Origin of the sequence: Brevibacterium sp. K72 (genome assembly GCF_050562175.1) — a bacterium.
Classification (GTDB): Bacteria; Actinomycetota; Actinomycetes; order Actinomycetales; family Brevibacteriaceae; genus Brevibacterium; species Brevibacterium casei.
Genome location: NZ_CP191582.1, coordinates 2,485,362 through 2,511,484 on the forward strand (window position 1 = coordinate 2,485,362; position 26,123 = coordinate 2,511,484).

The 26,123-nt window shown below is 68.8% G+C and carries 33 protein-coding genes and 1 riboswitch; of the genes, 22 read left to right on the plus strand and 11 right to left on the minus strand.

Going from position 1 to position 26,123, the window contains the following annotated elements; all coding sequences use genetic code 11:
* Positions 1-34: 34 nt before the first annotated feature.
* From ACQ1RG_RS11085 to ACQ1RG_RS11110, 6 genes are all read left to right on the plus strand, one after another.
* The gene (locus ACQ1RG_RS11085) at positions 35-262 is read left to right on the plus strand and encodes a hypothetical protein (protein WP_236586846.1); all 228 of its coding nucleotides are present in this window, start codon (positions 35-37) and stop codon (positions 260-262) included.
* A gap of 64 nt (positions 263-326) precedes the next feature.
* On the plus strand, positions 327-1,466 hold the full coding sequence (locus ACQ1RG_RS11090) for a nucleoside hydrolase (protein ID WP_201670743.1): 1,140 nt from the start codon (positions 327-329) through the stop codon (positions 1,464-1,466).
* Positions 1,441-2,292, plus strand: coding sequence for a hypothetical protein (locus ACQ1RG_RS11095; RefSeq protein WP_009374999.1), 852 nt, complete (start codon positions 1,441-1,443; stop codon positions 2,290-2,292). The genes ACQ1RG_RS11090 and ACQ1RG_RS11095 overlap by 26 nt, the downstream gene beginning before the upstream one ends.
* Entirely contained in the window at positions 2,293-3,105 is an 813-nt protein-coding gene (locus ACQ1RG_RS11100; protein WP_430600121.1) for an energy-coupling factor transporter transmembrane component T family protein, read from the plus strand.
* The gene (locus tag ACQ1RG_RS11105; protein ID WP_063250991.1) at positions 3,102-4,637 is read left to right on the plus strand and encodes an ATP-binding cassette domain-containing protein; all 1,536 of its coding nucleotides are present in this window, start codon (positions 3,102-3,104) and stop codon (positions 4,635-4,637) included. The genes ACQ1RG_RS11100 and ACQ1RG_RS11105 overlap by 4 nt, the downstream gene beginning before the upstream one ends.
* A gap of 34 nt (positions 4,638-4,671) precedes the next feature.
* A complete protein-coding gene (locus ACQ1RG_RS11110) occupies positions 4,672-5,124 on the plus strand; it encodes an HXXEE domain-containing protein (RefSeq protein WP_430600122.1) in 453 nt (150 codons plus the stop codon).
* Here ACQ1RG_RS11110 and ACQ1RG_RS11115 read toward each other — a convergent pair.
* The gene (locus ACQ1RG_RS11115; protein ID WP_009375007.1) at positions 5,118-5,408 is read right to left on the minus strand and encodes a YrhK family protein; all 291 of its coding nucleotides are present in this window, start codon (positions 5,406-5,408) and stop codon (positions 5,118-5,120) included. The genes ACQ1RG_RS11110 and ACQ1RG_RS11115 overlap by 7 nt on opposite strands.
* 188 nt (positions 5,409-5,596) lie before the next feature.
* Between ACQ1RG_RS11115 and ACQ1RG_RS11120 the strand changes: the two genes are divergently transcribed.
* From ACQ1RG_RS11120 to ACQ1RG_RS11135, 4 genes are all read left to right on the plus strand, one after another.
* Entirely contained in the window at positions 5,597-6,058 is a 462-nt protein-coding gene (locus ACQ1RG_RS11120) for a VOC family protein (protein ID WP_009375009.1), read from the plus strand.
* 155 nt (positions 6,059-6,213) lie between these two features.
* The gene (locus tag ACQ1RG_RS11125) at positions 6,214-6,462 is read left to right on the plus strand and encodes a hypothetical protein (RefSeq protein WP_430600123.1); all 249 of its coding nucleotides are present in this window, start codon (positions 6,214-6,216) and stop codon (positions 6,460-6,462) included.
* Positions 6,459-6,866, plus strand: a complete 408-nt coding sequence (locus tag ACQ1RG_RS11130; protein WP_430600124.1) for a PepSY domain-containing protein — start codon at positions 6,459-6,461, stop codon at positions 6,864-6,866. The genes ACQ1RG_RS11125 and ACQ1RG_RS11130 overlap by 4 nt, the downstream gene beginning before the upstream one ends.
* Before the next feature lie 19 nt (positions 6,867-6,885).
* Positions 6,886-7,482, plus strand: coding sequence for a thymidine kinase (locus ACQ1RG_RS11135; RefSeq protein WP_009375013.1), 597 nt, complete (start codon positions 6,886-6,888; stop codon positions 7,480-7,482).
* Positions 7,483-7,498: 16 nt separating this feature from the next.
* Here ACQ1RG_RS11135 and ACQ1RG_RS11140 read toward each other — a convergent pair whose 3' ends face one another.
* Positions 7,499-8,140: a mismatch-specific DNA-glycosylase gene (locus ACQ1RG_RS11140; RefSeq protein ID WP_009375015.1), complete on the minus strand. Its 642-nt coding sequence runs from the start codon at positions 8,138-8,140 to the stop codon at positions 7,499-7,501.
* A 48-nt stretch (positions 8,141-8,188) separates the two neighbouring features.
* Here ACQ1RG_RS11140 and ACQ1RG_RS11145 point away from each other — a divergent pair, with 48 nt between their 5' ends.
* The gene (locus ACQ1RG_RS11145) at positions 8,189-8,668 is read left to right on the plus strand and encodes an SRPBCC family protein (RefSeq protein ID WP_009375017.1); all 480 of its coding nucleotides are present in this window, start codon (positions 8,189-8,191) and stop codon (positions 8,666-8,668) included.
* Here the strand turns inward: ACQ1RG_RS11145 and moeB are convergent.
* From moeB to thiO, 4 genes are all read right to left on the minus strand, one after another.
* Positions 8,652-9,818, minus strand: a complete 1,167-nt coding sequence (moeB, locus tag ACQ1RG_RS11150; RefSeq protein WP_101624926.1) for a molybdopterin-synthase adenylyltransferase MoeB — start codon at positions 9,816-9,818, stop codon at positions 8,652-8,654. The two genes, ACQ1RG_RS11145 and moeB, sit on opposite strands and share 17 nt — an antisense overlap.
* Positions 9,815-10,600, minus strand: a complete 786-nt coding sequence (locus ACQ1RG_RS11155) for a thiazole synthase (RefSeq protein ID WP_009375022.1) — start codon at positions 10,598-10,600, stop codon at positions 9,815-9,817. The genes moeB and ACQ1RG_RS11155 overlap by 4 nt, the downstream gene beginning before the upstream one ends.
* A 1-nt stretch (position 10,601) precedes the next feature.
* On the minus strand, positions 10,602-10,838 hold the full coding sequence (gene thiS / locus ACQ1RG_RS11160; RefSeq protein ID WP_009375023.1) for a sulfur carrier protein ThiS: 237 nt from the start codon (positions 10,836-10,838) through the stop codon (positions 10,602-10,604).
* Positions 10,835-12,016 (minus strand): glycine oxidase ThiO, encoded by a 1,182-nt coding sequence (gene thiO, locus ACQ1RG_RS11165; RefSeq protein WP_430600126.1) that lies wholly within the window; start codon positions 12,014-12,016, stop codon positions 10,835-10,837. The genes thiS and thiO overlap by 4 nt, the downstream gene beginning before the upstream one ends.
* Positions 12,007-12,109: riboswitch (TPP riboswitch) on the minus strand. It overlaps the preceding gene by 10 nt.
* Positions 12,110-12,132: 23 nt before the next feature.
* Here thiO and thiE point away from each other — a divergent pair.
* Positions 12,133-12,810, plus strand: a complete 678-nt coding sequence (gene thiE / locus ACQ1RG_RS11170) for a thiamine phosphate synthase (protein WP_095375756.1) — start codon at positions 12,133-12,135, stop codon at positions 12,808-12,810.
* A complete protein-coding gene (locus tag ACQ1RG_RS11175) occupies positions 12,807-13,721 on the plus strand; it encodes a ketopantoate reductase family protein (RefSeq protein ID WP_063250988.1) in 915 nt (304 codons plus the stop codon). The genes thiE and ACQ1RG_RS11175 overlap by 4 nt, the downstream gene beginning before the upstream one ends.
* Before the next feature lie 125 nt (positions 13,722-13,846).
* Here ACQ1RG_RS11175 and arsM read toward each other — a convergent pair whose 3' ends face one another.
* Entirely contained in the window at positions 13,847-14,617 is a 771-nt protein-coding gene (gene arsM, locus ACQ1RG_RS11180; RefSeq protein ID WP_063250987.1) for an arsenite methyltransferase, read from the minus strand.
* A gap of 184 nt (positions 14,618-14,801) precedes the next feature.
* Here arsM and ACQ1RG_RS11185 point away from each other — a divergent pair, with 184 nt between their 5' ends.
* Positions 14,802-16,283 (plus strand): amino acid permease, encoded by a 1,482-nt coding sequence (locus tag ACQ1RG_RS11185; RefSeq protein ID WP_095375757.1) that lies wholly within the window; start codon positions 14,802-14,804, stop codon positions 16,281-16,283.
* 94 nt (positions 16,284-16,377) lie between these two features.
* The gene (locus ACQ1RG_RS11190; RefSeq protein WP_063250985.1) at positions 16,378-17,337 is read left to right on the plus strand and encodes an iron-siderophore ABC transporter substrate-binding protein; all 960 of its coding nucleotides are present in this window, start codon (positions 16,378-16,380) and stop codon (positions 17,335-17,337) included.
* A gap of 90 nt (positions 17,338-17,427) precedes the next feature.
* On the opposite strand, the gene ACQ1RG_RS11195 is transcribed toward ACQ1RG_RS11190, so the two are convergent.
* The gene (locus ACQ1RG_RS11195; RefSeq protein WP_063250984.1) at positions 17,428-17,886 is read right to left on the minus strand and encodes an NUDIX hydrolase; all 459 of its coding nucleotides are present in this window, start codon (positions 17,884-17,886) and stop codon (positions 17,428-17,430) included.
* 61 nt (positions 17,887-17,947) lie between these two features.
* Between ACQ1RG_RS11195 and ACQ1RG_RS11200 the strand changes: the two genes are divergently transcribed.
* The 7 genes from ACQ1RG_RS11200 to ACQ1RG_RS11230 all read left to right on the plus strand — a co-directional run bounded on the left by ACQ1RG_RS11200 (position 17,948) and on the right by ACQ1RG_RS11230 (position 23,882).
* Positions 17,948-18,454 carry an SRPBCC family protein gene (locus ACQ1RG_RS11200; protein ID WP_009375039.1) on the plus strand — a complete coding sequence of 169 codons (507 nt, stop codon included), beginning with the start codon at positions 17,948-17,950 and terminating at the stop codon, positions 18,452-18,454.
* A gap of 16 nt (positions 18,455-18,470) precedes the next feature.
* Positions 18,471-19,295 carry an alpha/beta fold hydrolase gene (locus ACQ1RG_RS11205; RefSeq protein WP_095375759.1) on the plus strand — a complete coding sequence of 275 codons (825 nt, stop codon included), beginning with the start codon at positions 18,471-18,473 and terminating at the stop codon, positions 19,293-19,295.
* A gap of 45 nt (positions 19,296-19,340) precedes the next feature.
* Complete coding sequence (locus ACQ1RG_RS11210) at positions 19,341-20,243, plus strand: sulfurtransferase (protein WP_063250982.1); 903 nt, start codon at positions 19,341-19,343, stop codon at positions 20,241-20,243.
* A complete protein-coding gene (locus tag ACQ1RG_RS11215) occupies positions 20,243-20,722 on the plus strand; it encodes a SufE family protein (RefSeq protein ID WP_063250981.1) in 480 nt (159 codons plus the stop codon). Before ACQ1RG_RS11210 ends, ACQ1RG_RS11215 begins: the two co-directional genes overlap by 1 nt.
* Before the next feature lie 84 nt (positions 20,723-20,806).
* Positions 20,807-21,892: an iron chelate uptake ABC transporter family permease subunit gene (locus tag ACQ1RG_RS11220; protein WP_082835041.1), complete on the plus strand. Its 1,086-nt coding sequence runs from the start codon at positions 20,807-20,809 to the stop codon at positions 21,890-21,892.
* Positions 21,889-22,983 (plus strand): FecCD family ABC transporter permease, encoded by a 1,095-nt coding sequence (locus ACQ1RG_RS11225; RefSeq protein WP_082835040.1) that lies wholly within the window; start codon positions 21,889-21,891, stop codon positions 22,981-22,983. Before ACQ1RG_RS11220 ends, ACQ1RG_RS11225 begins: the two co-directional genes overlap by 4 nt.
* Positions 22,980-23,882, plus strand: coding sequence for an ABC transporter ATP-binding protein (locus ACQ1RG_RS11230; RefSeq protein ID WP_095375760.1), 903 nt, complete (start codon positions 22,980-22,982; stop codon positions 23,880-23,882). Before ACQ1RG_RS11225 ends, ACQ1RG_RS11230 begins: the two co-directional genes overlap by 4 nt.
* Before the next feature lie 119 nt (positions 23,883-24,001).
* On the opposite strand, the gene ACQ1RG_RS11235 is transcribed toward ACQ1RG_RS11230, so the two are convergent.
* Genes ACQ1RG_RS11235 through ACQ1RG_RS11245 form a run of 3 tightly spaced genes read right to left on the minus strand, consistent with a single transcriptional unit; the run spans position 24,002 to position 25,917 of the window.
* A complete protein-coding gene (locus ACQ1RG_RS11235) occupies positions 24,002-25,162 on the minus strand; it encodes a DUF808 domain-containing protein (RefSeq protein ID WP_063250980.1) in 1,161 nt (386 codons plus the stop codon).
* Positions 25,163-25,468, minus strand: coding sequence for an META domain-containing protein (locus tag ACQ1RG_RS11240; protein ID WP_063250979.1), 306 nt, complete (start codon positions 25,466-25,468; stop codon positions 25,163-25,165). It lies immediately after the preceding gene.
* Positions 25,468-25,917 (minus strand): META domain-containing protein, encoded by a 450-nt coding sequence (locus tag ACQ1RG_RS11245; protein WP_063250978.1) that lies wholly within the window; start codon positions 25,915-25,917, stop codon positions 25,468-25,470. Before ACQ1RG_RS11245 ends, ACQ1RG_RS11240 begins: the two co-directional genes overlap by 1 nt.
* Positions 25,918-26,123: the final 206 nt, after the last annotated feature.

Here is a 26,123-nt window from a genome sequence, read left to right on the forward strand (position 1 = left end):
AAGCAGCATGGGCGCGTGCTGCTGTGACTGCGAGATGTTCCTCAACGCCTACGAGTTCGCACCGCGGCCCTGGGTGGCGCGGTCCTTCCTCGGAGCGGCGATCGGCACGCCGATCGACACGGAGATGCTCATCGATACCGGCGTCCTCGCCGACGGCAGTGCTCCCCCAAAGGAGACGTTCTATCTCTGCTGTCAGATGGTTCGTCGCGGATCGACGCAGCCGTGTGCGGACTGGCAGCGGCAGAACCGCTACCGGTGGTGAAGAACGGCCGTTCGCCAGCGTGATACTCCTCGGAGAGTGAGGGTTCCTCCGGCAGAATGGACGCATGACACTGCCGCTCTTCCTCGACTGTGACCCCGGCATCGACGATGCGATCGCCCTCGGCTACCTGCTCTGTCAGGACGACGTCGACATCACAGGCATCGCCGCCTCGGGAGGCAACGTCGCCACCGCGCAGGTCGTGACCAACACCCTCGGATGGCTCGAGCTCGCCGGTCGTTCCGACATCCCCGTCCATGCTGGGCACACCCTGCCACTCGTCCGGCACGCTGGCGATGCCCGCGCGACTGCCGCCCAGGAGGTCGGAGGCGAAGAGTGCGCTGCTGAGAGCGCGAACCTCGAAACGCCGAGCGCAGGGGAGGCTGGCATCGAGTACGCCGACCTCACACACGGCCAGTCCGGTGCCGGGTATGCGACGCTGCCGACGGCGACGACCGACGTCAGCGACGTCTCCGCGGCCCAGGCCTGGGTCGATGCCGCGCGCGCCCACCCCGGGCGGCTCATCGGCGTCGTCATCGGCCCCTCGACGAACCTCGCGCTCGCCCTCGCGATCGAACCCCGCCTGCCCCACCTGCTCCGGCGACTGTTCATCATGGGCGGCGCCTTCAACTACCGCGGCAACACGCACCCGACGACCGAATGGAACGTCACCTTCGACCCCGAAGCGCTGGCGACAGTCCTCGCCTCGTTCGACCGTGCCCGCAGCGAGGACCCCGACCTGGCGCTGCCCGTCATCGCCCCGATCGAAGCGACCGAAGCCGTGGCGATGACCCCCGAGCGCCTCGCCGGCATCCTCGACACCGATGCCGACCCGATCTGGCAGACGTGGCTGGAGCAGATGAGCGAGGCTCTGCGGTTCTACTTCGAGTTCCACGACTGGGACGGACTCGGCTACCTCGCCCATATCCACGACCCCTTCGTCCTCGCGTGCGCCCTCGCGTGGGCACGCACCCCCGACCAGCCGGCAGACAACATGCCCTGGGCCACGACAGCGACGGCGCCGGTCGACGTCGAACTCACCGGTACACTCACACGAGGCGAAACCGTCGCCGATTGGCTGGGACGGTGGGGGAGGGACCCGAACGTCGAGATCATCCGCACGATCGATGCCGACGCCTTCCTCGACCACCTCGGCGCCACCCTCAAGGAAGGACCGCACCATGATCGACCACAGCCCAACACGTAGCCTCTCTGGGCAGGGGCCAGCCGCACCGACTGGTCCCGGACAAACCCGCATCCCCGCACTCGCGCTCACCCTCACGCTCCTCGGCACGCTCGTCATCGTCACGACCTACCTCGCCGTACTCCTCACCCAGCCTGCGAACCTCGGCATCGATCTCGGCCACACCACTCTCTGGGTCATGGTCGGCTACCTCGTCGGCGGCGGCCTCCTCGCGGCAGGCACCCTGCCGCTCATACCCCGCAGCACCCTCGCACTCATCCCCGTCGCGATCGCCCTCAACATCGTCATCGGCCAGATCGTCGGCACGATGACCACGATCCCGCTCTACCTCGACTCCATCGGCACCGTGATGATCGGCGTCCTCGCCGGTCCTGCCGCAGGGGCCTTCACCGGGATCCTCTCGAACCTCATCTGGGGAGTCACCCTCAACCCCAGCGTCATCGCCTTCACCACCGGAGCCGCCTTCATCGGTGCCGCCGCCGGATGGGCCGCCCGGCTCGGCGCCTTCCGCACCCCATGGTTCGCCGTCCTGGCCGGAGCGATCGCCGGTGTGCCCACCGCGGCCCTCGCCGCCCCGGTCGCCGCCTACGTCTTCGGCGGCGGACTCGGGACGGGCACGGGGAGCGTCGTCGCCATCCTCCAGGCCACGGGCCAGGAGATGCTCGCCGCGACCATCGCCCAGAGCCTCTTCTCCGATGTGCTCGACAAGGCGATCATCTTCGCTCTCGCCTACGTCATCGTCCGTTCCCTGCCCAGGCGGATCCTCGACCGCTATCCCTTCACCGGCCACAGCCTCTCACGCCGTGCCCGCGCCGCTGACCAGCGCTGAATGAGCTCGTCGGCTCTCACTGAGACGGGATCCCGGCGCCTGCACCCGGCCACCGAGATCATCGTCCTCGGATGCGCGCTCGTGCTGGTGTTCGGGATTCCGTCCCCGGTCATCCCGCTCATCGTCCTCGTCGGGTCCGCTGTCGCGGCAGTGGCCTCGCCGACCGTGAAAGTCACGACGTGGGCGGCGACTGTCGCCGTCCTGTGCGTGCCGATGCTCATCGTCGTCGGCCTCGTCCAGGGCCTGTTCTACCCTGGCGCCGAGGTCCATGTGCTCTGGCAGGCCGGACCCGTGCGGTTGAGTGTCGAAGGGCTCGCGATCGCCGTCCAACTCTGGCTGCGGGTGACGGCGCTTGTCGCCCTGTGCGCGGTCATCGGCCTCGGCAGCGATGCGGCGAGACTCTTCGACGGTCTCATCGCCCTGGGCCTGCCGGCGTCGATCGCCTACGTGTGCGCGTCCTCGCTCAACCTCATCCCTCTCGTTCGTGGCCGGGTCCGAACGGTCCTCGACGCCCGCGCTGCCCGCGGCTGGGCTGTCGACCGCTGGTCCGTGCGCGTCCGCCTGCTGCCCGGCATCGTCACCGGACTGTTCACGTCCCTCCTCGTCACCGTCGACCAACGACACGAGGTCCTCGACCAGCGCGGATTCGCGGCCTCCGACCATTCCGTGTCCCTCCAGGACCATTCGGACAGTCATTGGCAACGCCTCCTTCGCCGAGGCGGTCCCGTCCTCACGCTCATCCTCATCGTCCTCTCCGTGATCGGTCTGCTTCCCCTTCCAGGTGCCGAAGAGATGCTCGGAGGACTGCGATGAACGTGCTCGACCTCAGCGGAGTCGACGTCACCTGCCGCGGCGTCGACCGTCCGGTCCTGGCAGGTCTCGACCTGCGCCTCGGCCCCGGTGAGATGCATGCGGTGCTCGGCCCACAGAACTCCGGAACGTCGACACTGTGTCGGCTGGCCGTCGGGCTGCTCGCCGACCGGGGCACGGTCCACGGTGAGGCACGCGCCGTCGAAGACGCCGTCATGCTCGGCGACGACCCCGAGGCGCAGCTGAGCGGGATGGCCAGCCGGGTCGGGGACGAGGTCCAACTGCCGAGCCGCCTGCGCGGACGTGACCCGGCGACAGCACGGGCTGCCGCGCAACGGGCACTGGTGTCGCTCGGTGTCGGCGCGCTGTGGGACCGTCGACTCGAGACGCTCTCTGGAGGGCAGCGACAGCTCGTCGCCCTGGCCGGTCTTCTCGCCCTGGAACCGGCGCTCCTCGTCCTCGACCAGCCGGGGCTCTCCCTCGACCCCATGATGCGGGCCGGTCTCGTCTCGGCGCTGGAGGACCATCGCGCCAGCGGCGGCACCGTGCTTGTCACCGGCCACCAGTTCGACGAGGTGGTCGCCGCCTGCAAGGCGATCAGCCTCCTCAGCAACGGACGCATCGCAGCGACGCTCGAGCCGACAGAAGTGACCCCGCATGCGCTGGCTTCTCACGGCGTCTGGAGCGCTCTCCCCACGATCACACCAGCTGGTGGGTCGACGAATCCAGAGCGGGTCGAGCCGGAGCCGGCTGGGTCCGCGCAGGCGAAGCCATGGCCGAATGAGACAGATACGGCAGAGGCAGTACCGGTGGAACCGGGAGCGACCATCCGGCCTGTGCTCTCGGTCAGCGGACTCCGGGTCGAGCGCAGAGGCGGTTCGGTGCTCGACGGTCTCGACTTCGACCTCCATCCCGGAGAGTTCGTCGCCCTCATGGGCGCCAACGGCGCAGGCAAGTCGACGATGCTCAGGGCGCTGCTCGGTCTGCTCGAACCCGGGGCAGCGGTCACGGGCGCGATGACGGAGCACCACTTCGGCGAGGACATCGCGCTCACGGAACTGCCGACGCATATGAGGGCCGCCCATCTCGGGTGGGTCGGCCAGGACCCGGGAGCCCAGCTGTCGGGTGCCACCGTGCGCGATGAACTTCTGCGAGCGGCTCCGCTGCCACCGCACCGACGCCGCGACCGGGAGGCGGTGCGCAGGCAACGGGAGGAGGCGGTCGCCTCGGCGCTGGAGTCCACCGGACTCGCCGGCGTTGCCGGGACCCACCCCTTCGACCTGGGGACTGCCCGACGCAAGGACGTCGTCATTGCGTCATTGCTCGTCACGGCCCCGCCGATCCTTCTCCTCGACGAGCCCACCCAGGGCAGGGATGATGGGGACATGAGCAGGCTCACCGGTCTCATCGCGGGCTTCCTTCGTGGGGGAGGCGCTGTGCTGGCTGCGACCCACGACGAACGGTGGGCGGGAACGGCGCACCGGGTCGTACGCCTCGAAGCGGGCAGACTCACCGAGCGGCGAAACCGGCCATGAGCATGGTGGTTCCGCTGTGAGAGCACGAGGTCCCGTGACACTCTTCGCGGCGTGGGCGATCCACGACCTCGAAGAGCTCATCGCGTTACCCGTGACGACCTCCCGCTTGGCCGAGGAGCCGGGAGCGGATTGGCTGCGCACCTCCGCACGGCAGTCGGCGGTGGCGATCGGGCTCATGGGCACCGTCGTCGCGACTGCGTGTGTGCGGGGCGCGGTGACGAACGGGCGTTCGCGCTTCTATCGGCGAACACTCGCCGGGCTCGACCTCCACGTATGGTCGCATGTGGCGGCCTCGGTGGTGCTGAGGCGGTACACGGCGGGAGTCGTCACCGCGGTCCCCGTTATGCTTCCCGGGGCGCGGTTCGCCGAGCGCGAGCTGGCAGCGACCGGTCACGCCCTCTCCCACGCCGACAGGGCGGTGGGGGCACCGATGATGGTGGTCGCGGCGCTCGCCTGCCATGGTGTGGCGAGAGCCTGGGTTCAGTAGTCGAACGACGAGTCGGTGGCGAGCGAGCCGGGGCCGCGGTACTTCTGCAGGTGGATGTGACGGGCGAAGCGGATGACCGGGCGGATGAGCATCTCGATGCTGCCGAGGACGAAGAGGCATGTGCCGGCGAACATGAGCTCGTCGGAGAAGAACATGAAGCTGCCGATGAGGAACCAGAGGCCGATGAGCACGTCGTTGGTGATGCTGAGCATCTGGTAGCGCTGACGGATGACGATCTCGTCGTGTCCGATGTGCATGGTCAGTTCACGGTCCTGCGTGTGCACGCATTCCTCCAGTCAGTCGATGGCGACGGCCTCTGCGATGGTACGCAGAAGCAAGTGGAGTTGGCCATCCGCCGAGGTGGTGGTCCTGACGAGCGGATGCCCCCCCGCACCCGTGTCAGGGTCGTCGTCTAGCCTCGGAGGTGATGGCACGCGAGAGGCGTGCCGCCCGATCTCGATGAGGAGAGACGATGAGCCGTTCCGTGCAGATCACCGTCGACAGCCATGATCCGATCCTGCTCGCCCGGTTCTGGGCCGAGGTGCTCGGGTACGTCATTCCCGGCCCGCCCGGAGTCACCCTTGCCGACGGCGATGATCCCTTCGCCGCGTGGAAGACCTTCCTCGACTCACTCGGCGTGGAGATGCGACCCGAAGACATGCGCGCGGCGATCGAGGATCCCGCCGGGCGCGGACCGCGCGTCTTCTTCCAGACGGTGCCCGAGGACAAGACGGTGAAGAACCGCGTCCACCTCGATGTCCGTGCCGCTCCGGGACTCCAGGGCAGCGAGCGGATGGAAGCGCTCGAAGCCGAATGCGCTCGCCTCGAGCGACTCGGTGCGACTCGGCTCGAGCGGTTCGACCCGGCCCCGCCGATGGAGACCGGCTTCATCGTCATGGCCGACCCCGAAGGCAATGAGTTCTGCCTTGACTGACTGGCGCTGACTGATCCCGCAGGACGGTGCCCGGGCCCGATCTTCACCCGGCGCCTGGGAGACCTGCTGGTCAGCCGGGTCGTCCCTGGCCAACGGCGATGATAATTCTCTTAGAGTCATGTCCTCGACGAGCCCGCGTTGCTACCGTGGCAGGTATGAACACCGTCTCACCCGTCCCGTTCACAGCCGCTGTCGCCCTCACCCTCAGCCTCACCCTCGCCGGCTGTTCGAACAGCGGAGACGAGACCGAGCAGGCGCCGACGAGCGGTGACCCGGTGCCCACGCAGTCCGAGGACTCCGGGTCCGCGGGCTCGAGCCCCGACGACACCACTGCGCAGTCGGCTCCGACCGGCGCCTCCGACCTGCCGGAGGACGCCGACCTCAGCTCCGGCCCCCGCAGGTGACCCCCGACGAGGCGATCGCCGTCGCGCAGAAGGAGGCCGGCAACGGCACCGTCCATGCGATCGAACTCGACTGCGACCGCCGCGACGGCGCGTGGCAGTACGAGGTGAAGATCCTCAAGGACAGGACCGACTTCGACATCGACGTCGACGCTCAGTCGGGAAAGATCGCCAAGACCGAACAGGACACGACCGACGACTCCGAGCAGGCCATCGACCTCACCGACCCGTTGCCCTTCGACGAGGCCCTCAACCGCGCCTCCGAACAGGGCAAGGGCCGACTGACGAGCTGGAAGCTCGAATCCGACGACGACCGCATCGAGTACCAGTTCGACTACGACGACGCGGGCACGGAGTCCGAGGTCACCGTCGACGTCGAGACGAAGAAGGTCACCGTCGACGGGTGAGCCGACGTAGTCTGGTGTCATGCACGCACCAGCCGGCTCCTGTGGTCGCCTCGAGGTCATCACCGGCCCGATGTTCTCCGGCAAGTCCGAAGAGCTCATGCGCCGGGTCCGTCGCGCCCGCATCGCCGGTGTCGAAGCGCTGGTCATCAGCCATTCCCTCGACACCAGGGCGGAGCTCTCCGCCGTCACCTCCCACATCGGGGTGACCGTGCCCGCCGTTCCCGTCGGAGACGTCGCCTCCCTCGCCGAGGCGGCCCGAGCCGAGGACGTCGACCTCGTCGCCATCGATGAGGCCCAGTTCTTCGGCCCCGACCTCGTGCCCGCGGTCGAGAAGCTCCTCTCCCGCGGCATCGATGTCATCGTCGAGGGACTGTGCGTGACCTTCGACGGTGATCCGTTCGAACCACTGCCGACGTTCATGGCACTTGCCGAGGACGTCACGAAGCTCACGGCAGTGTGCACGGTGTGCGGGCGCGACGCCGTCTTCCACGAGCGCATCGCCGCTGCACCCGCCGGGTCGGCCACCGACATCGACGCCAGCCACATCGGCGGCCTCGACTCGTACGTCGCCCGCTGCCGAGAGCACTTCGGACACGGCACCGCAACGGAGCCCTGACCCATACGCTCTGCGGTCAGTCGGCGATGTCGGCCCACACCTGTCGCCAGATCTCGGCGAGAGCGGCGATGTTGTAGTGCGCGTTGAGACCGCTCGGCTGCGGGACGACCCGCAGCTCGATGTCCGCAGGCCAGCCGGGAATGAGGGACGTGTCCTGGACCCCGAGTGTGGCCTTCGGCTGGGAGAAGGCGATGCGGAACGAGGTGATGCCGGCGATCGCCACCGCCTTCGGGCGGATCTCCGAGAGGCGCTCGACGAGCCTCGCCCCTCCGTCGCGCAACTCCTCGTTCCTCAGCTCATCGGCTCTCGCGGTGGCCCGACCGACGAGGTTGGTGATGCCGATGCCGCGGGAGAGCAGATGCTCCTCATCCTCGATCGAGAGGCCGAGAGACGCATCCACGAGGTGGTCGGTGAGCCCCGCCTGGTGGAGCGAGGGCCAGAAGCGGTTGCCGGGGCGGGCGAACGGGGCGTTGACCGCCGCCGTCCACAGACCCGGATTGATGCCGACGATCAGGAGGGAGAGCTGCCCGGAACCCGCGGGCAGCACATCGTCGATCGCATCGGGATCGTCGGTGGCGAAGCGGGCGAGATCGTCCTTGGTCGGTTTCCGTCCCGCCAGCGGGGACGGTCTGCGGGAGCTGCGGCTTTCCTCGGACACGTCCCCCAGACTACCGTCGAAGGACGACGAGCCGAACGGAGGTCCGGCATGAGCCACGCACACACCCGAGCGGAATCAGGCGAGTCCGCTCCGTTCCACTTCGAGACGACCTGGCGCGTCGCCGAAGCGGTCGAGCCGGTGTGGGACGTGCTCTCCGCCATCGACGACTGGCCTGGTTGGTGGCCGGGACTGGCGTGGGTGCACGCTGTCGACGGAACGCTCGCCGAAGGCTCCAGGGCGCAGATCGGTGTGCGCAGCCCCCTCGGCCTCTCCCTGTCGATGATGCTGCGCATCGAAGCGATCGACCCGCCCCGGCAGGTCGTGCTCAGCGCCGAGGGGGACCTGCGCGGTACCGGGGTGTGGACGCTGCGCCGGTCGGGACCGCTCACCGTCATCGATGCCGTGTGGTGCGTGACGACGACGCGTCTGGCCCCACGCCTGCTGCGCCCCCTGTCGGCCAGGATGCATGCCGCGGTCATGGCCGCAGGCGAGACCGGCCTGCGCCGTCGCCTCAGCGCGCGGGCGTAGGGGAGTCCGCGGCGGACCAGGCCTCGATCCCGCCGGCCAGCGAGCGCAGGCGCACTCCCTCCGGAGTGCCGGGAGCCGCGGCCGCCACGGCCTTCGCCGACCGGACTCCCGACCGGCAGTGGACGACGATGTCGGTGGCGGGGCCGACCACCTCGGCGAGGGCCGGCCACCCCCGGTCGACGACGACGTCGAGGGGCACATGGACGGTGCCGGGGATGGACTGGACCTGCCGCTCCCACTCCTCGCGGACATCGACGATGACCGCGTCGGCCCCCAACGCACGAGCCTCGGCGACGGTGACCTCGTCGACGGCGGGCGCCGAAGCTGCCGGGGGAGCCGCACACGCGACGGCGACCTCGGTGAGGTCGGTCACGGCAGGCCGATCCGGGTCGGCGGAGAAACGCAGCGTCGTGAAGGTCGTCCCCAGCACATCCGTGCGCAGGAGCCTGCCGATGAGGGGGTCCCCGATGCCGCAGATGAGCTTGACGGCCTCGGCGGCCATCGTCGATCCGACGAGACCGCAGAGGACGCCGAGGACTCCTCCCTCGGCACAGGTGGGCACCGAATCGGCGTCGGGGATGTCGGGGAAGAGGTCGCGCAGCATCGGTCCGTGACCGGGCACGAAGGTGCTCACCTGGCCCTCGAAGCGGAAGATCGTCCCCCACACGAGCGGGGTGCCGGTGAGCTCGGCGGCATCGTTGGACAGATACCGGGTCGCGAAGTTGTCCGCACCGTCGATGACGAGATCGTGGGCGGCGAAGAGCTCGAGTGCATTGTCCGGGCTCAGGCGTTCCGCGAGGGCGGTCACGGACAGATGCGGGTCGAGGCGCAGCAGCGCATCCCTGGCCGAGTCTGCCTTGGGGCGGCCGACGTCGGCATCGCGATGGAGGATCTGGCGCTGAAGGTTCGAGACCTCGACGCGGTCGTCGTCGATGACGGTGAGGAGTCCGATCCCCGCCGCCCCGAGGTACTGGAGCACCGGGGCTCCGAGGCCGCCGGCGCCGACGACGAGGACCCGCGCGGCCCGCAGCCGCCGCTGGCCGAGATCTCCGACCTCTGGGAGGCTGAGATGCCGCGCGTACCGGGCGAGCTCATCGGGCGTGAGCGCGTCGACGGGCTCGACGAGCGGGCGCAGAGGTGTCCCGCTCATGGCCCCATCACCAGGTTCTCCGTGGTGACCCTGCCCTCGTGAGGTGAGGAGGCGAGTGCCAGCGGACGCTTGGGGATCCGTCCCGCGCCCCGAGCCAGGCGGCCCGCCTCGACGGCGAGCGCCATCGCCCGAGCCATCGCCGGTGCGTCATGGGCGCGGGTGACCGCCGAGGCGAGCAGCACGGCCGTGCACCCGAGCTCCATCGCCAGCGCCGCATCCGAGGCCGTGCCCACGCCGGCATCGAGGATGACGGGCACCTGCGCACGGGCGACGATCGTCTCGATGTTGTGGGGGTTGAGGATGCCCAGACCCGAGCCGATCGGGGCCCCTGCCGGCATGACCGCGGCGACCCCGGCGTCCTCGAGGCGCTTCGCGAGCGCCGGATCGTCGTTGGTGTAGGCGAAGACCGTGAACCCGTCGAGGACGAGCTCCTCGGCCGCCCGGAAGAGCTCGACCGGGTCGGGCAGGAGGGTATCCTCGTCAGCGATGACCTCGAGTTTGACCCACGAGGTCTCGAGCGCCTCCCGGGCGAGCTTGGCCGTGAGCACAGCGTCCCGGGCGGTATAGCAGCCCGCGGTGTTCGGCAGGGAGCGGATGCCGAGGCGTTCGAGGAGGGCGAAGACCGAGTCCCTGGCGTCAGCGTCGAAACGGCGGATCGCCACGGTCGTCAGCTCCGTCGCCGAGGCGGTCAGTGCGTTCTCGAGGATGCTCAGGGTGCTCGCCCCTCCGGTGCCCATGACGAGGTGGGAGTCGAAGGTCGCTCCGTCGATCGTCCAGCTCATCTCAGCCTCCCTGCACAGCGGTGACGATGTCGACGGTCTGGCCGTCGACGATGGCGAACTCGGCCCAGAGTCCACGGCGGATGACCTCACCGTCGACGGCGAGGGCCACCCCGAGACGGCCTCCGTCGACGGGAGTCCCGTCCGTCGCGAGCTGCCTGCCGGTGACGTGCTCGACGAGCGAGCGGGCCGTGGTGCCTGAGGCGAGCTCGCTGCTCTCCCCGTTGAGTGTGATGGTCATGGTTCCTTCCTTGCTGTGGTCATCGCCGCCACGAGGCGCGGAGACGGGCTCTCGTTCGACTGTGCGGCTTCGGAGAAGCGGCGGGGAGCAAGGGCCGCGGGCGCCCCTGCGGGCAGCCACGGGGAGTCCGAGCCGCAGACGAGGTCGGCGCCGAAGCGGGCCCCGAGCGGGGTGAGGAGGACCCCGTGGCGGAAGTACCCAGTGGAGACGACGCAGCCGGGATCCGTGCGCCCGACGAACGGGAGATCGTCGGGGGAACCAGGCCGGGCACGGGCAGTGATCTCGGTGACCTCCGCGTCGAGGATCCCGGGCACGAGCCTTTCGGCGTCGTGGAGGAGACGGTGGACGCCCTCGGCGAGCACCCCGGGGCGACCGTCCTCCCGGGACGTGGCGCCGAGGACGAGCTCCCCGTCGGGACGGGGGACGATGTAGACGGGCCGACCGGCGACGAGTCCGCGGATGGTGCGGGTGAGCAGCGGTGGCGCGCTCGGGTCGGTGCGCAGCCGGATGATGTCGCCGTGGACGGCGCGCAGCGGCAGGTCGGGGGTGCCTGCGATCGATCCCGCCGCTTCTCCGGCGGCGAGGACGATCTGGTCGGCCGCGAGGCTGCGCCCATCGGCGAGGGTGACACCGATTGTTCGGCCGCTGACGCGGACGAGTCCGGTCGCCTCCTCACGGACGATGTCGTCGTCGAGGAGCGAGAGCAGGGCGCCGGTGATCCGTCGTGGGTCGATCGCATGGTCGCCGGGGATGCGCACCGCCCCGCTCACCCCCGGCGAGAGCGCAGGCTCGAGATCACGGGCCCGCGACCCGGTGATGAGCTCTACCTCGGACCCCGCCTCGGTCTGCAGAGCGCGCAGGTCCCGCAGGGTCGCGAGGTCCGCCCTGTCTCCGGCGCACACGAGGGTCTCGGTTCTCGTCTCGCCGAGGTCGTGCCCGGTCTCGGCGGTGAGTCGCGAGGCGAAGTCGGGGTAGAGATCGGCAGAGGTGCGCATGAGGGGGAAGAGCGGGGACTGGCCCCATGCGATCTCCGCGGCCGGGGCGATCATGCCGGCGGCGGCATACGAGGCCCCTTCGCCGGGTGCGGGGTCGATGAGCGTGACCGACGCTCCCCGGCCACGCAGTTCCCATGCTGTGGCGAGCCCGATGATCCCGGCCCCGACGACGATGACGTGCACTGTATTCTCCCTCCGGCGGCATGACCCGCATCAGGTGCGGCGGTCGGCACGAAGCCCTCTCAGCCTCCCAGCGAGGCTCCCGCGAACTCCTCTACTCTAGGAGCATGGTTCCCGCGATGACAACGTCCTCCGCCCAGCGAGACACGCAGACCACGACTCGAACCGCGCGTCGGCGCTCGCTCGAGGAGGCCCGCCTCTACCTCTGCACCGATGCCAGAACCAAGCAGGGCGATCTCGCCGCGTTCCTCGACGCCGCATACGCCGGGGGCGTCGACATCATCCAGCTGCGCGACAAGAGCCTGGAGGCACGAGAGGAGATCGCCGCCCTCGAGGTCCTCCGGGACGCCGCCCGCCGCCATGGCAGGCTCTTCTCCGTCAACGACCGTGCCGACGTCGCCCTCCTCGTCGGCGCCGACGTCTTCCACGTCGGACAGGGTGACCTCACGAGCGGCCAGGCCCGTGCCGTGCTCGGACCCGACGTCCTCCTCGGCCGCTCGACCCACTCGATCGACCAGGCGCTCGCCGCCGACGCCGACCCCGACATCGACTACCTCTGCCTCGGGCCCGTGTGGGAGACCCCGACGAAACCCGGGCGACCGGCCGTCGGCCTCGAGCCCCTGCGGGAGATCACCGGACGGGTGAACACCCCCTGGTTCGCGATCGGCGGCATCGCCGCCGGTGAGCGGCTCGACGCGGTGCGCGAAGCCGGAGCCGAGCGCATCGTCGTCGTCCGCGCCGTCACCGAGGCCGATGATCCCGCCGCAGCGGCAGCGACCCTGAAGGGAGAGCTGTGAGGATCCTCATCGCCGGAGCCGGGGCCACCGGGGGAGCGTTCGGCACCCGCCTCGTCGAAGCCGGACGTGACGTCACCTTCCTCGTCCGACCCGAGCGCGCCGAGGCGCTGCGCGCATCGGGGCTGCGCTTCATCGGCCCCGACGAGGACAGGACGAACCCGGTGGCCGTGACGACCGCCGAGGAGCTCGCAGCGAACCCGATCCCTGCGGACCTCGTCCTCATCGCCGTCAAGGCCGGCGGCCTCGACCAGGTCATCGACGACATTCGCCCGGCGATCGGGCCGGACACGCTCATCATTCCGTTCCTCAACGGCATGGCCCATATCGACCGCCTGGACAGGGAGTTCCCCGGGCAGGTGCTCGGGGGCCTCGTGAAGATCATCGGCACGATGCGCGGATACGACGTTGTGCAGATGACGGACATGGCGACGATGACGATCGGCCGCCTCGGCGGGGGAGAGGTGCCTTCCGGGATCGTCGAGGCCCTCGACGTCCCCGGCTTCCGCCTCCAGGTCATCGATGCCATCGATGACGCACTCTGGGAGAAGTGGGTCTTCATCGCCGCAGCCGGCGTGGTCACGTGCCTCTTCCGGGCGCCCGTCGGGGCGATCATGGCCGCCGGCGGCGAACCCCACGTCGTCGCGATCGTCGACGAGCTCGAAGCCGTGGCGATGGGCGCCGGACACCCGATCTCGGCGCGCTCCCGCGCGGTGACGCTCTCGATGCTCACCGCCGAGGGCTCCTCATTCACCTCATCGCTCTATCGCGACGTCACCGCCGGACTGCCCAACGAGACCGAGCACATCCTCGGCAGCCTCGCGGCGACCGCGGCGGGACTCGGGGTCGCGACCCCGCTGCTCGACCTCACTCTCGTGCAGCTGCGAGCAGGCGAGATCGACCGGGCGGGATGACCGGAGAGGGGTCTGCAGCCTGGCCACGGTTTCGGAAGCCCGCGCGCACCGGCCGCCGCCTGCGCGGAGACGATGGGCCGCCTCGGCGAGACCGGAGAGCACGAGGGCGAGCGATGTTTCCAGGCTCAGCCGGCCGGCTTGACCGCCCGCACGATCGCCGAGTGCATGCCGTCGGCGACCTCACGCGTGAAGTCGACCGCGACGTCGACGAATCCGACAGCGCGAAGACCGTCGACATACTCCGTTCGTGACAGGGCCCCGGCGATGCAGCCGACATGCGACCCGCGCTCACTGCGCTCCTGCGGGCTGAGACGGTCTTCGGAGACGACATCGGAGACTCCTATGCGCCCGCCCGGAGCGAGCACGCGGAACATCTCGCTGAGCACGGAGTGCTTGTCCGTGGAGAGGTTGATAACGCAGTTGGAGATGACGACGTCGACGGCGGCGTCCGGGAGCGGGACGGCTTCGATCGTGCCTTTGAGGAACTCGACGTTCGTCAGGCCCGACTTCGCCCGGTTCTCCTCGGCGAGAGCGAGCATCTCATCGGTCATGTCCACCCCGTAGGCGAATCCGGTGGCACCGACCCGGCGGGCGGAGAGGAGGACGTCGAGACCACCGCCCGAACCGAGATCGAGCACCCGTTCGCCATCCCTGAGCTCGGCGACGTCGGTGGGGTTGCCGCAGCCGAGACTCGCCTCGACGGCGCCGACGGGCATGCCCCCGACCGTCGTCGCGTCATAGAGTCCGGCACCGAATCCGCGCGGGGATTCGGGACAGCAGTCCGCGCTGCCGTCCTCGCGGAGCAGCTCATCGTTGCCCACTCCGGATGCGGAGGCCGTCGCCGCCTCCGCATAACGCGCCCGCACTGCTTCGCGGACCTGGTCGTCGTCAGCCATAGCGCTTCCTCTCCGTCGCTTCCTCGTCACCGGTGTGAGATCGATCCTGGTCGTCTCCCCAGCACGTGTCAACGCCGCTGTCCGCCCCCAGCCGTTTCGGCTGCGGCACCCTCGTCGCCGACGGCATGTGAGTAGAATGGCCGGGGCCTGCAACCGGGTCCGACAGCAACGAGCAGGGGACAGGATGACTCAGGCGGACACCTCGGCGACGGAGACCCGCGAACTCAAGCGGGGACTGCACACGAGGCACCTGCAGATGATCGCGATCGGTGGTGCCATCGGCACCGGCCTCTTCCTCGGTTCGGGCGGAACGATCTCTCAGGCCGGTCCCGGAGGCGCGCTGCTCGCCTACGCCGCGATCGGCGTCATGGTCCTCTTCGTCATGCAGTCCCTCGGGGAGCTCTCCACCCACCTGCCCGTCGCGGGTTCCTTCCACACGTACGGGTCGAAGTACATCAGCCCCTCCTTCGGCTTCGCCATGGGGTGGAACTACTGGTTCAACTGGGCGATCACGCTCGCCGCCGAGCTCGTCGCCGCCGGGGTGATCATGTCGTTCTGGCTGCCCGACGTGCCCTCGTGGATCTGGGCCGCGGTCTTCCTCGCCCTGCTCACCGGGCTCAACTTCCTCTCCGCCCGTGCCTTCGGCGAGGGCGAGTTCTGGTTCTCCGCGATCAAGGTCACCGCCGTCCTCGTCTTCCTCGTCCTCGGCGTGCTCATGATCGCAGGCATCCTCGGCGGACCCTCCCCGGGCTTCTCGAACTGGACGACCGGCGAGGCTCCGTTCGCGGGGGGATGGATGTCGATCATCGCCGTGTTCATGATCGCCGGCTTCTCCTTCCAGGGCACCGAACTCGTCGGCGTCGCCGCCGGAGAGTCGAAGGATCCGCGCCGGGACATGCCGCGAGCGATCCGCACGGTGTTCTGGCGGATCATGCTCTTCTACATCGGCGCGATCGTCGTCATCGGGTTCCTCCTGCCCTACACCGACCCGTCCCTGCTCGCCTCGGCCGACAATGAGGACATCACCGCCTCACCCTTCACCCTCGTCTTCGAACGTGCAGGCATCGCCGTGGCCGCAAGCGTGATGAACGCCGTCATCCTCACCGCGATCCTCTCTGCCGGCAACTCCGGTCTCTACGCGTCGACCCGCATGCTCTACGCGATGGCGAAGGAGGGCACCGCACCGAGGCTGTTCGCCCGCCTCAACGAGCGCGGGGTGCCTGTCATGGCGCTCTTCGCGACCGCCTTCGTCGGACTCTTCGGATTCCTCACCGAGGTGATGGGCGACGGGGCGGCGTACACGTGGCTCATCAACGTCTCCGGGCTCTCCGGATTCATCGTCTGGATCGGCATCGCGTGGTGCCACTTCCGCTTCCGCCGCGCCTACGTCCACCAGGGGCACGATGTCGAGAACCTTCCGTACCGGGCGCCCCTGTTCCCGATCGGGCCGATCATCGCCCTCGTCATGCTCATCGTCGTCGTCGCCGGACAGAACATCGAAGCCGTCGCCGACGGCCGTGTCCTCGAAGTCGCCTCGGCGTACATCGGGCTGCCGATCTTCCTCCTCGTCTGGGGACTCCACCGCCTCATCACCGGCCCCAGATCCCGATTCATCAGCCTCAAGGACGTCGACGTCGACGGACTCGAGATCACTCCGAAGGCCTGATCGCGCGCCTGCCGCGCGCACGATTCTGGGAACCCGCCCTCCTCGATTAAGCTAGGCTCACCTAAGACCAAGCTCGGCTGTGAGAAAGAGACCCATGCGCAGATTCCTCGCCCCCATCCTTGCCTCGGCACTGCTGCTGACCGCCTGCTCGGGCGGCGGCAGCACCCCGGAGGAGACCGCCGGCGGTGCCACGGTGGACACGAAGTTCGGCGCGGTCGAGGTCCCGGCCGACCCGCAGCGCGTCGTCGCTCTCGGGTGGGGCGACGCGGAGACCGCTCTTGCCCTCGGCGTCCAGCCGGTCGGTGCCTCCGACTGGGTCGAGTTCGGCGGGTCGGGAGTCGGCCCGTGGGCGGCCGACCTCTACACCACGCCCCCGGAGATCATCGCCACCATGGAACCCGACTACGAGGCGATCGCGGCACTCGACCCCGACGTCATCCTCGACGTCAAGAGCTCAGGGGAGCAGGAGCGCTACGACCGCCTCTCCGAGATCGCTCCGACCGTGGGCCCGCCCGAGGGCGGGGACAACTACCTCACCTCGATGGACGAGCAGGTGACGATGATCTCCGAGGCACTCGGCAAGGAGGACGAGGGGAAGAAGCAGCTCGAGGACCTCGAGGCGCAGTTCGCCGCCGCACGTGAGGCCAACCCCGAGTACGAAGGCAAGACCGTAACCGTGGCGGCGAAGACCTCGGAGGGCTGGGGCGCCTATGTCAAGGGCACCGAGCGCGTCCAGTTCATGGAGAACCTCGGCTTCGAGCAGTCACCGAAGATCGACGCGCTCAAGGCCGAGGGGTTCAGCGCTCCCGTCTCGGAGGAGAAGCTCGACGAACTCGATGCCGATCTCCTCATCGCCTTCCCCATCTACGTCCCCGACACGGAGATCACCGACGATCCCGGCTTCCAGCGGATCCCCGCGGTCGCGGACGGACGCTCCGTGGTCCTCACCGAGAAGGACGACGACCTGCGCAAGGCGTTCTCGCTCAACTCCGTGCTCTCGGCCCGATATGCAGTCGAGAAGATGCCCGAGCTCATCGCACCGGCCGTCAAGTAGCCGGCGGCCGCAGCGCCGGACTCAGCCGGGTTCGGCGCTCACCGCTGGGTTTCCGCTCACCGCTGCGCTGCGCTGAGCGGCGCACAGCGCTCACCGCTGCGCTGCGCGTTCGGCCCGCCACGCGTCGAGTCCGACGTCGATGATCCGGGCGTGCCGGATGCGCGGCAGCGCGGCGATCGAGATCCACTCCGCCCGGTCCGTCGTCCCGTCGATCTCCAGGGTTCCCAGGGTCCCGCCGACCACCTCGGCGAGGTAGACGACCCGCACCCCCTTGAACGGCCGCCCGCTGCCGCGGCGCTTCTCGGTGAAGCTGTGGGTGGTCAGCGGGCGGATGAGTTCGGCGTCGAACCCGGTCTCCTCGCGGATCTCGCGGACCGTGCCCTCCTCGATGCTCTCGTCGTAGTCGATGCCTCCGCCGGGCAGAGTCCACAGCGCCCGCCCCGGCTCGCCGCCTCCGTTGAACCAGCTGAGCAGGATCTCATTGTCGTCATTGACGATCACCGCGTAGCCGGCCAGGCGCGTGTCGTACTCGGAGAAGTGCAAGTCCATGCCCACACCCTACCCATGTGGCCGACTTCACATTCGCTCACCCCGTGCCTAGGCTGGGACCATGGCCGAATCCTCTGGGCGCAACGCCGACTATCCCGACGACAAGATGTCCCACACGCGCGTCATCGCCGCCCCAGCGGAGGAGATCTTCGCCGTTCTCTCCGACCCCAACCGTCACCAGGACACCGAGCCCGGCGACTGGGTGCGCTCGTCGATCACGACAGAGCCCATCACCCGCACGGGGCAGGTCTTCTCGATGAACATGTTCCTCGAGCAGGCGGGAGGTGCCTACCGGATGGACAACGTCGTCACGACCTTCGAGCCGGACACGGCGATCGCCTGGGACCCGGGTCAGGCCGACGCCGTCGGCGAGGTGAGGACCGGAGGGTGGCGCTGGCGCTACGATCTCCATCCGGTCGAGGCCGGCACCGAGGTGACCCTGACCTACGACTGGTCGGACACGACTCAGGACGTCCGCGACCAGTTCGGCGGGTTCCCGGTCGTCCCGCCTGCGTTTCTCGCCGCCTCCCTCGCCTCCCTCGACAGGACGGTCACCGGCCGCCGGTGAAGGGTAGTCTGGAGGCGTGAATGAGATCGCCAGCAGACGCATCGGTGACAGCGGGAGACTCATCGTCTTCCTCCACGGCCTCTTCGGCCGGGGCAAGAACTTCGCGACCGTTGCGAAGGCCCTGACCCCGGAGTTCTCGAGCCTCCTCGTCGACCTCCCCGACCACGGGGATTCGGCATGGACGGACGAGTTCAGCTACGTCGCCACGGCCGACGCCGTCGCCTCCGCCATCGCCGAGGCGGTCGATCCCTCCCAGCTCCCCGTCCACCTCGTCGGCCACTCCCTCGGGGGCAAGGTCGCCATGGTCCTCGCCCTGCGCCACCCCGAGCTCGTCGACCGCCTCGTCGTCGTCGACATCGCTCCCAGCGGGGGAGGGGATGTGGGAACGTTCAACCATCTCCTCACCAGTCTCGCCGAACTCGACCTCGACACCGTCTCGTCGCGCTCCGAGGCTGACCAGGCCCTGCAGGCGCAGATCCCCGACCCGGTGGTCCGGGGGTTCCTGCTCCAGAACCTGCGTCCGAGTGCGGGCGGATACTCCTGGCAGCCGAACCTCACCCTGCTCCGGGAGAGCCTGCCGACGATCGGGTGCTTCCCGGATCCGGGAGAACTCGTCGCGCTCGAGACCGGAGCGACGACATTCGACCGGCCCGTGCTCTGGGTGGCCGGCTCGGAATCGGACTACATCGACCGGGAGCAGCTGCCGCTCATGCGCTCGTTCTTCCCTCGCACGACCCTGCTCACCGTCAAGGGCTCAGGACACTGGGTCCACTCGGAGAAGCCCGAGGCCTTCGTGACGGCCGTGCGGACGTTCCTCACGCGACCGGAATATGCTGGTTGAGCACACTGTTGAGCAATACGAGTACCGACATCCCAGGAGGACCGAGTGAGCACACCGACTGACCCGACGCCCAAGTTCGCCGACTACGCCGACGGAGCCCGGCTGGTGAGCACCGACTGGGTGGCCGAGCACGGGGCCGACCCGGGTGTCGTCGTCATTGAAAGCGACGAGGATGTGCTCCTCTACGAGACCGGTCACATCCCCGGCGCGGTCAAGGTCGACTGGCACACCGAACTCAACGACCCCGTCACCCGTGACTACGTCGACGGCGAGGGCTTCGCGAAGCTCCTCTCCGCCAAGGGCATCTCACGTGAGGACACGATCGTCTTCTACGGCGACAAGTCCAACTGGTGGGCCGCGTACGCCCTCTGGGTGTTCTCCCTCTTCGGGCACCCCGATGTCCGCCTCATGGACGGCGGTCGCGCGAAGTGGGAGTCAGAGGGCCGCGAGATGACGACGGACAGGCCCGAGCGCACGCCCACCGACTACCCGGTCATCGACCGCGACGACTCGACGCTGCGTGCCTTCCTCCCCGAAGTCCGGGACAGCCTCGGCACTCGACCGCTCATCGACGTCCGCAGCCCCGAGGAGTACAGCGGCGAACGCACCCACATGCCCGCCTACCCGGAAGAGGGTGCGCTGCGCGGGGGACACATCCCCGGCGCCCAGTCGGTGCCGTGGGCGAAGGCGGCGAACGAGGACGGAACATTCAAGACCGCCGACGAGCTGCGTGCGATCTACACCGACGGCGCGGGCCTCGGCACCTCGGATGACATCATCGCGTACTGCCGCATCGGAGAGCGCTCGAGCCACACCTGGTTCGTCCTCCACCATCTCCTCGGCTACGACAATGTCCGCAACTACGACGGGTCCTGGACGGAGTGGGGCAACGCCGTGCGCGTCCCCATCGCCACCGGAACCGAACCCGGTGAGGTGCGTCCGTCCTGATGAGTGAGGACATCGTCACCTCAGATCTCCCCGAGTCGCTGGCCGAGATCGTCACCGACTTCGCCGAGACCGAGCCCTCCGAGCGGCTGCAGCTCCTCCTCGAGTTCTCCTCCGAGCTTCCGGGGCTGCCGGCTCGCTTCGCCGACCATCCGGAGCTTCTCGAGCCCGTCCCCGAGTGCCAGTCGCCGATCTTCCTCGTCACCGAGGTCGACGACCCGGAGCAGGGGGAGCAGGCGACCGTGCGTCTGCACTTCTCCGCCCCGCCCGAGGCTCCGACGACGCGGGGGTTCGCCGGCATCCTCTCGGAAGGGCTCGACGGTCAGTCCGCCGAGGCGGTCCTCTCCGTCCCCGCGGACCTGCCGCTGCGCCTCTCGCTCACCGAGGCGGTGAGTCCGCTGCGACTGCGCGGAATGAGCGGAATGCTCTCGCGCATCCAGCGTCAGGTGTCCGAGAGGATCGGCAAGATCACATCCGCATAGTCCCACGCGCGGTTGGCTGAGTGAGTGAAGTGGGCTAGATTGTGGTTAGCCTGCCCTTATCAGCCATGTCGAAGGACCCTCCCGATGACCGGTTTCGCCACCCCCGCCTCGGCGACACCCCCATCATCGACAGTCCAGGCTCCGGTGACAGGACAGGCGACGTCGACGGCGCTCAAGGTCAGGCGCGCAGTCGGCCTCATCGTCTCACTCGTCGTGCTCGTCCTCATCGTCCTCGCCTCGCTGGCGATCGGCACCAGGGACATGCCCCTGTCGGAGGTCGTCGGTGCATTCTTCGCCCCGACAGGCAGCGACGACCAGCTCGTCGTCCTCGAGCTGCGCTACCCGCGGACCGTGCTCGGCCTCCTCGTCGGGATGGGCCTCGGACTGGCCGGCGGACTCATCCAAGCGCTCACGCGCAATCCGCTCGCCGATCCCGGCATCCTCGGAGTCAACGCCGGTGCGTCGTTCGCGGTGACCATCGGCATCGGATTCTTCGGCATCACCTCGGTCAGCGGGTACATCTGGTTCGCCTTCGTCGGCGCCCTGCTCGCGACGACCGGCGTGTACATCATCGGCTCCGCGGGTCGCACCCGCACCGTCGATCCGATCCGCCTGACCCTGGCGGGGGTCGCGGTGGCCGCGGTGCTCACCGGTCTGACGAAGGGCATCCTGCTCACCAACGAACGCGCCTTCGACGCCTTCCGCGCGTGGGACGTCGGCGCGATCGCGGGACGCGGCTTCGACACGGTCTTCGCCGTCCTCCCGTTCATCGCCGTCGGCGTCGCCCTCGCCCTCGCCCTGTCCCACTCGCTCAACGCTGTGGCCCTCGGCGATGATCTCGCGGCGAGCCTCGGCACCTCGGTCCATCGCACGCGCGTCCTCTCGATCATCGCCGTCACCTTACTGGCCGGTGCGGCGACCGCGGCGGCGGGTCCGATCGGCTTCATCGGTCTGATGATCCCGCATATCGCGCGGTGGATCGTCGGACCTGATCAGCGATGGATCCTCAGTTATTCGCTCATCCTCTCGCCGATCCTCCTGCTCGGCTCCGACATCATCGGCCGTGTCGTCATGAAGCCGGGGGAGCTGCAGGTCGGTGTCGTCACCGCCTTCGTCGGAGCTCCCGTGCTCATCGCCCTGGTCCGCCGGAAGAAGGCGAGCGGCCTGTGAAGTCCTCAGACAGCTCCACTGCACTCGTCCCCGGCGGCGCGGTCGCCCCCGGGGAGACGATCGACTTCGGGCGCCCGATGGCGCGCGTCTTCGGGCTGCGCGTCGACGTCCGCGTCGTCGTCACCGCCGCCATCGTCACCCTCCTGGCTCTCATCTGCGGGTTCGCCGGGCTCCTCCTCGGCAAGTTCACCCTCACCCCCGCCGAGGTGGTCGAAGGGCTCTTCGGCGTCGCCGACAAACGCATCGTCAACACCGTGGTGGGGGAGTGGCGGGCCCCGAGGATCCTCGCGGGCATCGTCCTCGGTGCGGGACTCGGCGTCTCCGGGGCCGTCTTCCAGTCGCTCACCCGCAATCCGCTCGGCAGCCCCGACATCATCGGCTTCTCGACCGGCGCCTACACCGGCGGCATCGTCACGATCATCGTCTTCGGCACGAGCTTCGTCTCCACGGCCGCCGGTGCCATCATCGGCGGCATGCTCACCGCCCTCCTCGTCTACCTCCTCACCTGGAAGGGCGGAGTGCAGGGCTTCCGCCTCATCATCGTCGGCATCGCGCTCACGGCTATGCTGGGTGCCTTCAACACGTGGCTGATCATGCGTGCGGACCTCGACCTTGCGATGGCCGCGGCGACGTGGGGCGCCGGCTCCCTCAACGGCATGGGCTGGTCGACGATTCTCCCGGCGGCCATCGCCGTGGTCGTCCTCAGCCTCGGGTGCGGCCTCTTCTCCCGTGACCTCGGAACCCTCGAACTCGGCGACGACACGGCCAAAGCGCTCGGCGTCCGCAACGAACCCGTGCGCGCTGCGCTCATCCTCATCGCCGTCGCCCTCGTCGCCGTCGTCACCGCGGCGGCCGGGCCGATCGCCTTCGTGGCGCTGGCAGCCCCGCAGATCGGGCGGCGCCTCGCGAAGTCGCAGGGCACAAGCCTGCTCATGGCCGCCGCCGTCGGCGCTCTGCTCCTCGTCGCGGCCGATCTCATCGCCCAGCATGCCCTGGGCGAGACCCAACTCCCCGTCGGCGTCGTCACCGTGTGCATCGGCGGCGTCTACCTGATCTGGCTCCTCATCCAAGAAGCGCGGAGGGCACAATGAGCGCTCACACCATCGCAGGGGACACACCGGCCATCGGTGCGGCGGCGGAGGGTCCCACCGGCAGCGGCGCGGACCTCGGTCCCAGCCCGCTCGCGGCGGAGAACCTCGACCTCGCCTACGACCAGCGGCAGATCGTCACCGATCTCGATGTGCAGATCCCGGCCGGTCAGTTCACGGTCATCGTCGGGCCCAATGCGTGCGGGAAGTCGACGCTGCTGCGGGCTCTGGCACGGCTGCTGCCTCCGGCGAAGGGCACGGTGCTCCTCGACGGCAGCGACATCTCGACGATGAAGACCAAGCAGATCGCCAAGCGCCTCGGCCTGCTGCCGCAGAGCTCGATCGCTCCCGAGGGGATCACGGTCGGTGAGCTCGTTGCCCGTGGGCGCCACCCGCACCAGTCGTTCCTCAAGCAGTGGACGGAGGCGGACGAGGTCGCCGTGCTCTCGGCGCTTCGCGCGACGAACACCGAGGAGCTCTCCTCCCGCCTCGTCGACGAGCTCTCCGGTGGTCAGCGCCAACGTGTGTGGGTGGCGATGGTGCTCGCCCAGGAGACGCCGCTGCTCCTCCTCGACGAGCCGACGACGTTCCTCGACGTCGCCTTCCAGATCGAGCTGCTCGACCTCTTCGCCCAGCTCAACCACGAGCACGGGCACACACTGGTCGCCGTCCTCCACGACCTCAATCAGGCATGCCGCTACGCCGATGAGATCATCGCGATGAAATCCGGTGAGATCGTCGCGCAGGGAGCGCCCGCGGACATCGTCACCGCCGAACTCGTCCACGACGTCTTCGGCATCGACTGCAGCGTCATCGACGACCCTGTCACCGGCGCCCCGATGATCGTCCCGGGGCCGCCGAAGAAGACCTTCGCACAGCGTCAGAGCGCCGAGGCGGTCTGATCAGCAGCCGGGCGGCCGCCGGTGGCACAGCGACAACGACACAGTGACGGCCGGTCCCGTTCGGGACCGGCCGTCACTGTGAGCTCTGCAGTCTCTCGGTTCGGTGCCGACCGCCTGATTCACCGCGCGGGCGGTTGGTGTCCCCGTCGTTCGGCAGGACCCTCACCGTCGGCGGCCGACGGACCGTTGTCGACCGGAGTGCCGTCGTCCTTGGGTGCCTTCCGTTCACCGTCCGCGACCTGATCCGACGGCTTCCGGTCGGCCTCGGAGCCGGTGGCCGACGTCGCCGCAGTGCCCTGCGCGGCCGGTGCCGTCGTCGCAGCGTGGCCCGAGTCGGCACCCGGCTTCTTGAGCAGCTTCTGGATGCCGATGGCGATCGCGGCGACGATCCCACCCCAGATCGCCCCGAGGATGAGGGAGAAGAAGGTGTTGACGAGCCAACCGAGGATGCCCGCCACCTCGGCGGCAGGAGCCTCCAGGCTGTGGACGAAGTCGTAGATGGCGGTGAAGCCGAGCTCGTCGGTGCCGACGAGGATGATGTGCCCGCCGACCCAGAGCATCGCGAGAGTGCCGACGACCGAGAGCCCGGCCAAGAGCTTCGGCATGGCCTGGACGAGCGAGCGTCCGAACTTCTGCGAGCCTGGGTTCTCCTTCTGAGCCATGTGGAGGCCGATGTCGTCCATCTTGACGATGAGGGCGACGAGTCCGTAGACGCCGACCGTGATGGCGAGGGCGACGACGACGAGGATGACTGCGCGCGAGAGCAGGCTTTCGTCGGCCACCTCGTTGAGGGCGATGACCATGATCTCGCAGCTGAGCACGAAGTCGGTCGTGATCGCCGAGCGGACGATCTTCTTCTCCCGATCGGCCTCACTGACCTCGCTGGCCTGCGGATCCTCCTGCGCCGGGCCGTGGTGTTCGATCCATCCGAGCTTCTCCAGGACCTTCTCGGCACCCTCGAAGCAGAGATAGGTGCCGCCGATCATCAGCAGCGGAGTGAGGAGCCAGGGAAGGAACTGGCTGAGGAGGAGGATGATCGGCAGGATGATGACGATCTTATTGAAGAGCGAGCCGATGGCGATGCGCTTGATGATCGGCAGCTCTCGCTTCGGGTCGACGCCTTCGACGAACTTCGGCGTCACCGCGGCATCGTCGACGACGACGCCGATGGTCTTCGCGCCGGCGCGCGAGGCACCGGCGGCGACATCGTCGAGGCTCGCCGCAGAGAGTTTGACGAGGGCGGCGACGTCGTCGAGGAGTGCGAAGAGACCGCCGGCCATCTACTGTTCCTCCTGTGAGCTGCGGGTCATCTCGCCGAGGCGGTTGCCGGCATGGTCGAACACGATGAGGGTGTCGCCGTCGACCTTGGCTGCGCGGGCCCGACCGACCCACATCTTCATGCCCGGGGCGGCCATTTGGGTGGTGAGGAACTGAGAGATCGTCGCGCTGCCGTCTCCGCCGGCCTCCCACGACGTGACGATGCGGTTGGCGCCGTCGCTGCCGGTGAGCGCGCCGTCCTCACCGAAGTCGAGGAACGCCTTCGATCCCGCCTCCGGCGTCCACCTGCCGTTGATGCTCTGAGTCATCACTGCTTCTCCAATCCGCCGATGACCGATCCCTGTCCGTCCTTGACCGTCATGACGTCTCCTTCGATCGTCGCTGCGGCGGCCTTGGACAGCCACGAGTCGACTCCCGCGCACGCCTTCTGCGTGCTGGTGAAGGGTTCGATGGTGATCGTGTCTCCGTCGAGAGTCCAGCTCGACTTGATCGCATTGCAGCCGTCGGAGCCTTCAACGCTGCCGTCTTCCTTCAACTCGAGGAACGGTTCGCCGGCTTCGGGAGAGGTCCACTTGCCGACCGGGTCGACGGTCGCGGACTCCGTCTCACTCGGAGTGCTCGGATCGCTCGCCGAGGAGGAGGCCGGTTCCGAGGGCTCGGCTCCGTTCGCACACGCGGCCAGCGGCAATGTCGCCGCGAGGGCGACCGCGCCGAGCAGAAGTCGGAGGGACGGGCGATGCTGTGTGGCAATGTCCATGTCCCGATCATAACGGGCAGGCCGCCTGGCCACCTGGGTGTCGCGGATGAGACCGGAGAATCCAGGTTTTGTTCGTTTTGTTCACGAGCAACACGCATTGTTCTTGCTCGTCGTCGTTGCCGATCCGTAACCTTGCGGGTGGTTGAACAGCTGTTCTCGTGACCCGAGCGTGATCTTCGGATGACGCGCGCACGAGGACATCGAGC

Coding starts and splice junctions, on each gene's coding strand:
- ACQ1RG_RS11105 (WP_063250991.1), top strand. CDS start 3,102: ATGAACGTGCTCGACCTCAGCGGAGTCGACGTCACCTGCCGCGGCGTC.
- ACQ1RG_RS11215 (WP_063250981.1), top strand. CDS start 20,243: ATGAGTGAGGACATCGTCACCTCAGATCTCCCCGAGTCGCTGGCCGAG.
- ACQ1RG_RS11190 (WP_063250985.1), top strand. CDS start 16,378: ATGCGCAGATTCCTCGCCCCCATCCTTGCCTCGGCACTGCTGCTGACC.
- ACQ1RG_RS11145 (WP_009375017.1), top strand. CDS start 8,189: ATGAGCCACGCACACACCCGAGCGGAATCAGGCGAGTCCGCTCCGTTC.
- arsM (WP_063250987.1), bottom strand. CDS start 14,617: ATGGCTGACGACGACCAGGTCCGCGAAGCAGTGCGGGCGCGTTATGCG.
- ACQ1RG_RS11100 (WP_430600121.1), top strand. CDS start 2,293: ATGAGCTCGTCGGCTCTCACTGAGACGGGATCCCGGCGCCTGCACCCG.
- ACQ1RG_RS11185 (WP_095375757.1), top strand. CDS start 14,802: ATGACTCAGGCGGACACCTCGGCGACGGAGACCCGCGAACTCAAGCGG.
- ACQ1RG_RS11245 (WP_063250978.1), bottom strand. CDS start 25,917: ATGGACATTGCCACACAGCATCGCCCGTCCCTCCGACTTCTGCTCGGC.
- thiS (WP_009375023.1), bottom strand. CDS start 10,838: ATGACCATCACACTCAACGGGGAGAGCAGCGAGCTCGCCTCAGGCACC.
- ACQ1RG_RS11120 (WP_009375009.1), top strand. CDS start 5,597: ATGAGCCGTTCCGTGCAGATCACCGTCGACAGCCATGATCCGATCCTG.
- ACQ1RG_RS11155 (WP_009375022.1), bottom strand. CDS start 10,600: ATGAGCTGGACGATCGACGGAGCGACCTTCGACTCCCACCTCGTCATG.
- ACQ1RG_RS11235 (WP_063250980.1), bottom strand. CDS start 25,162: ATGGCCGGCGGTCTCTTCGCACTCCTCGACGACGTCGCCGCCCTCGTC.
- ACQ1RG_RS11135 (WP_009375013.1), top strand. CDS start 6,886: ATGCACGCACCAGCCGGCTCCTGTGGTCGCCTCGAGGTCATCACCGGC.
- moeB (WP_101624926.1), bottom strand. CDS start 9,818: ATGAGCGGGACACCTCTGCGCCCGCTCGTCGAGCCCGTCGACGCGCTC.
- ACQ1RG_RS11240 (WP_063250979.1), bottom strand. CDS start 25,468: ATGACTCAGAGCATCAACGGCAGGTGGACGCCGGAGGCGGGATCGAAG.
- ACQ1RG_RS11230 (WP_095375760.1), top strand. CDS start 22,980: ATGAGCGCTCACACCATCGCAGGGGACACACCGGCCATCGGTGCGGCG.
- thiE (WP_095375756.1), top strand. CDS start 12,133: ATGACAACGTCCTCCGCCCAGCGAGACACGCAGACCACGACTCGAACC.
- ACQ1RG_RS11195 (WP_063250984.1), bottom strand. CDS start 17,886: ATGGACTTGCACTTCTCCGAGTACGACACGCGCCTGGCCGGCTACGCG.
- ACQ1RG_RS11220 (WP_082835041.1), top strand. CDS start 20,807: ATGACCGGTTTCGCCACCCCCGCCTCGGCGACACCCCCATCATCGACA.
- ACQ1RG_RS11200 (WP_009375039.1), top strand. CDS start 17,948: ATGGCCGAATCCTCTGGGCGCAACGCCGACTATCCCGACGACAAGATG.
- ACQ1RG_RS11085 (WP_236586846.1), top strand. CDS start 35: ATGTTCCTCAACGCCTACGAGTTCGCACCGCGGCCCTGGGTGGCGCGG.
- ACQ1RG_RS11095 (WP_009374999.1), top strand. CDS start 1,441: ATGATCGACCACAGCCCAACACGTAGCCTCTCTGGGCAGGGGCCAGCC.
- ACQ1RG_RS11090 (WP_201670743.1), top strand. CDS start 327: ATGACACTGCCGCTCTTCCTCGACTGTGACCCCGGCATCGACGATGCG.
- ACQ1RG_RS11125 (WP_430600123.1), top strand. CDS start 6,214: ATGAACACCGTCTCACCCGTCCCGTTCACAGCCGCTGTCGCCCTCACC.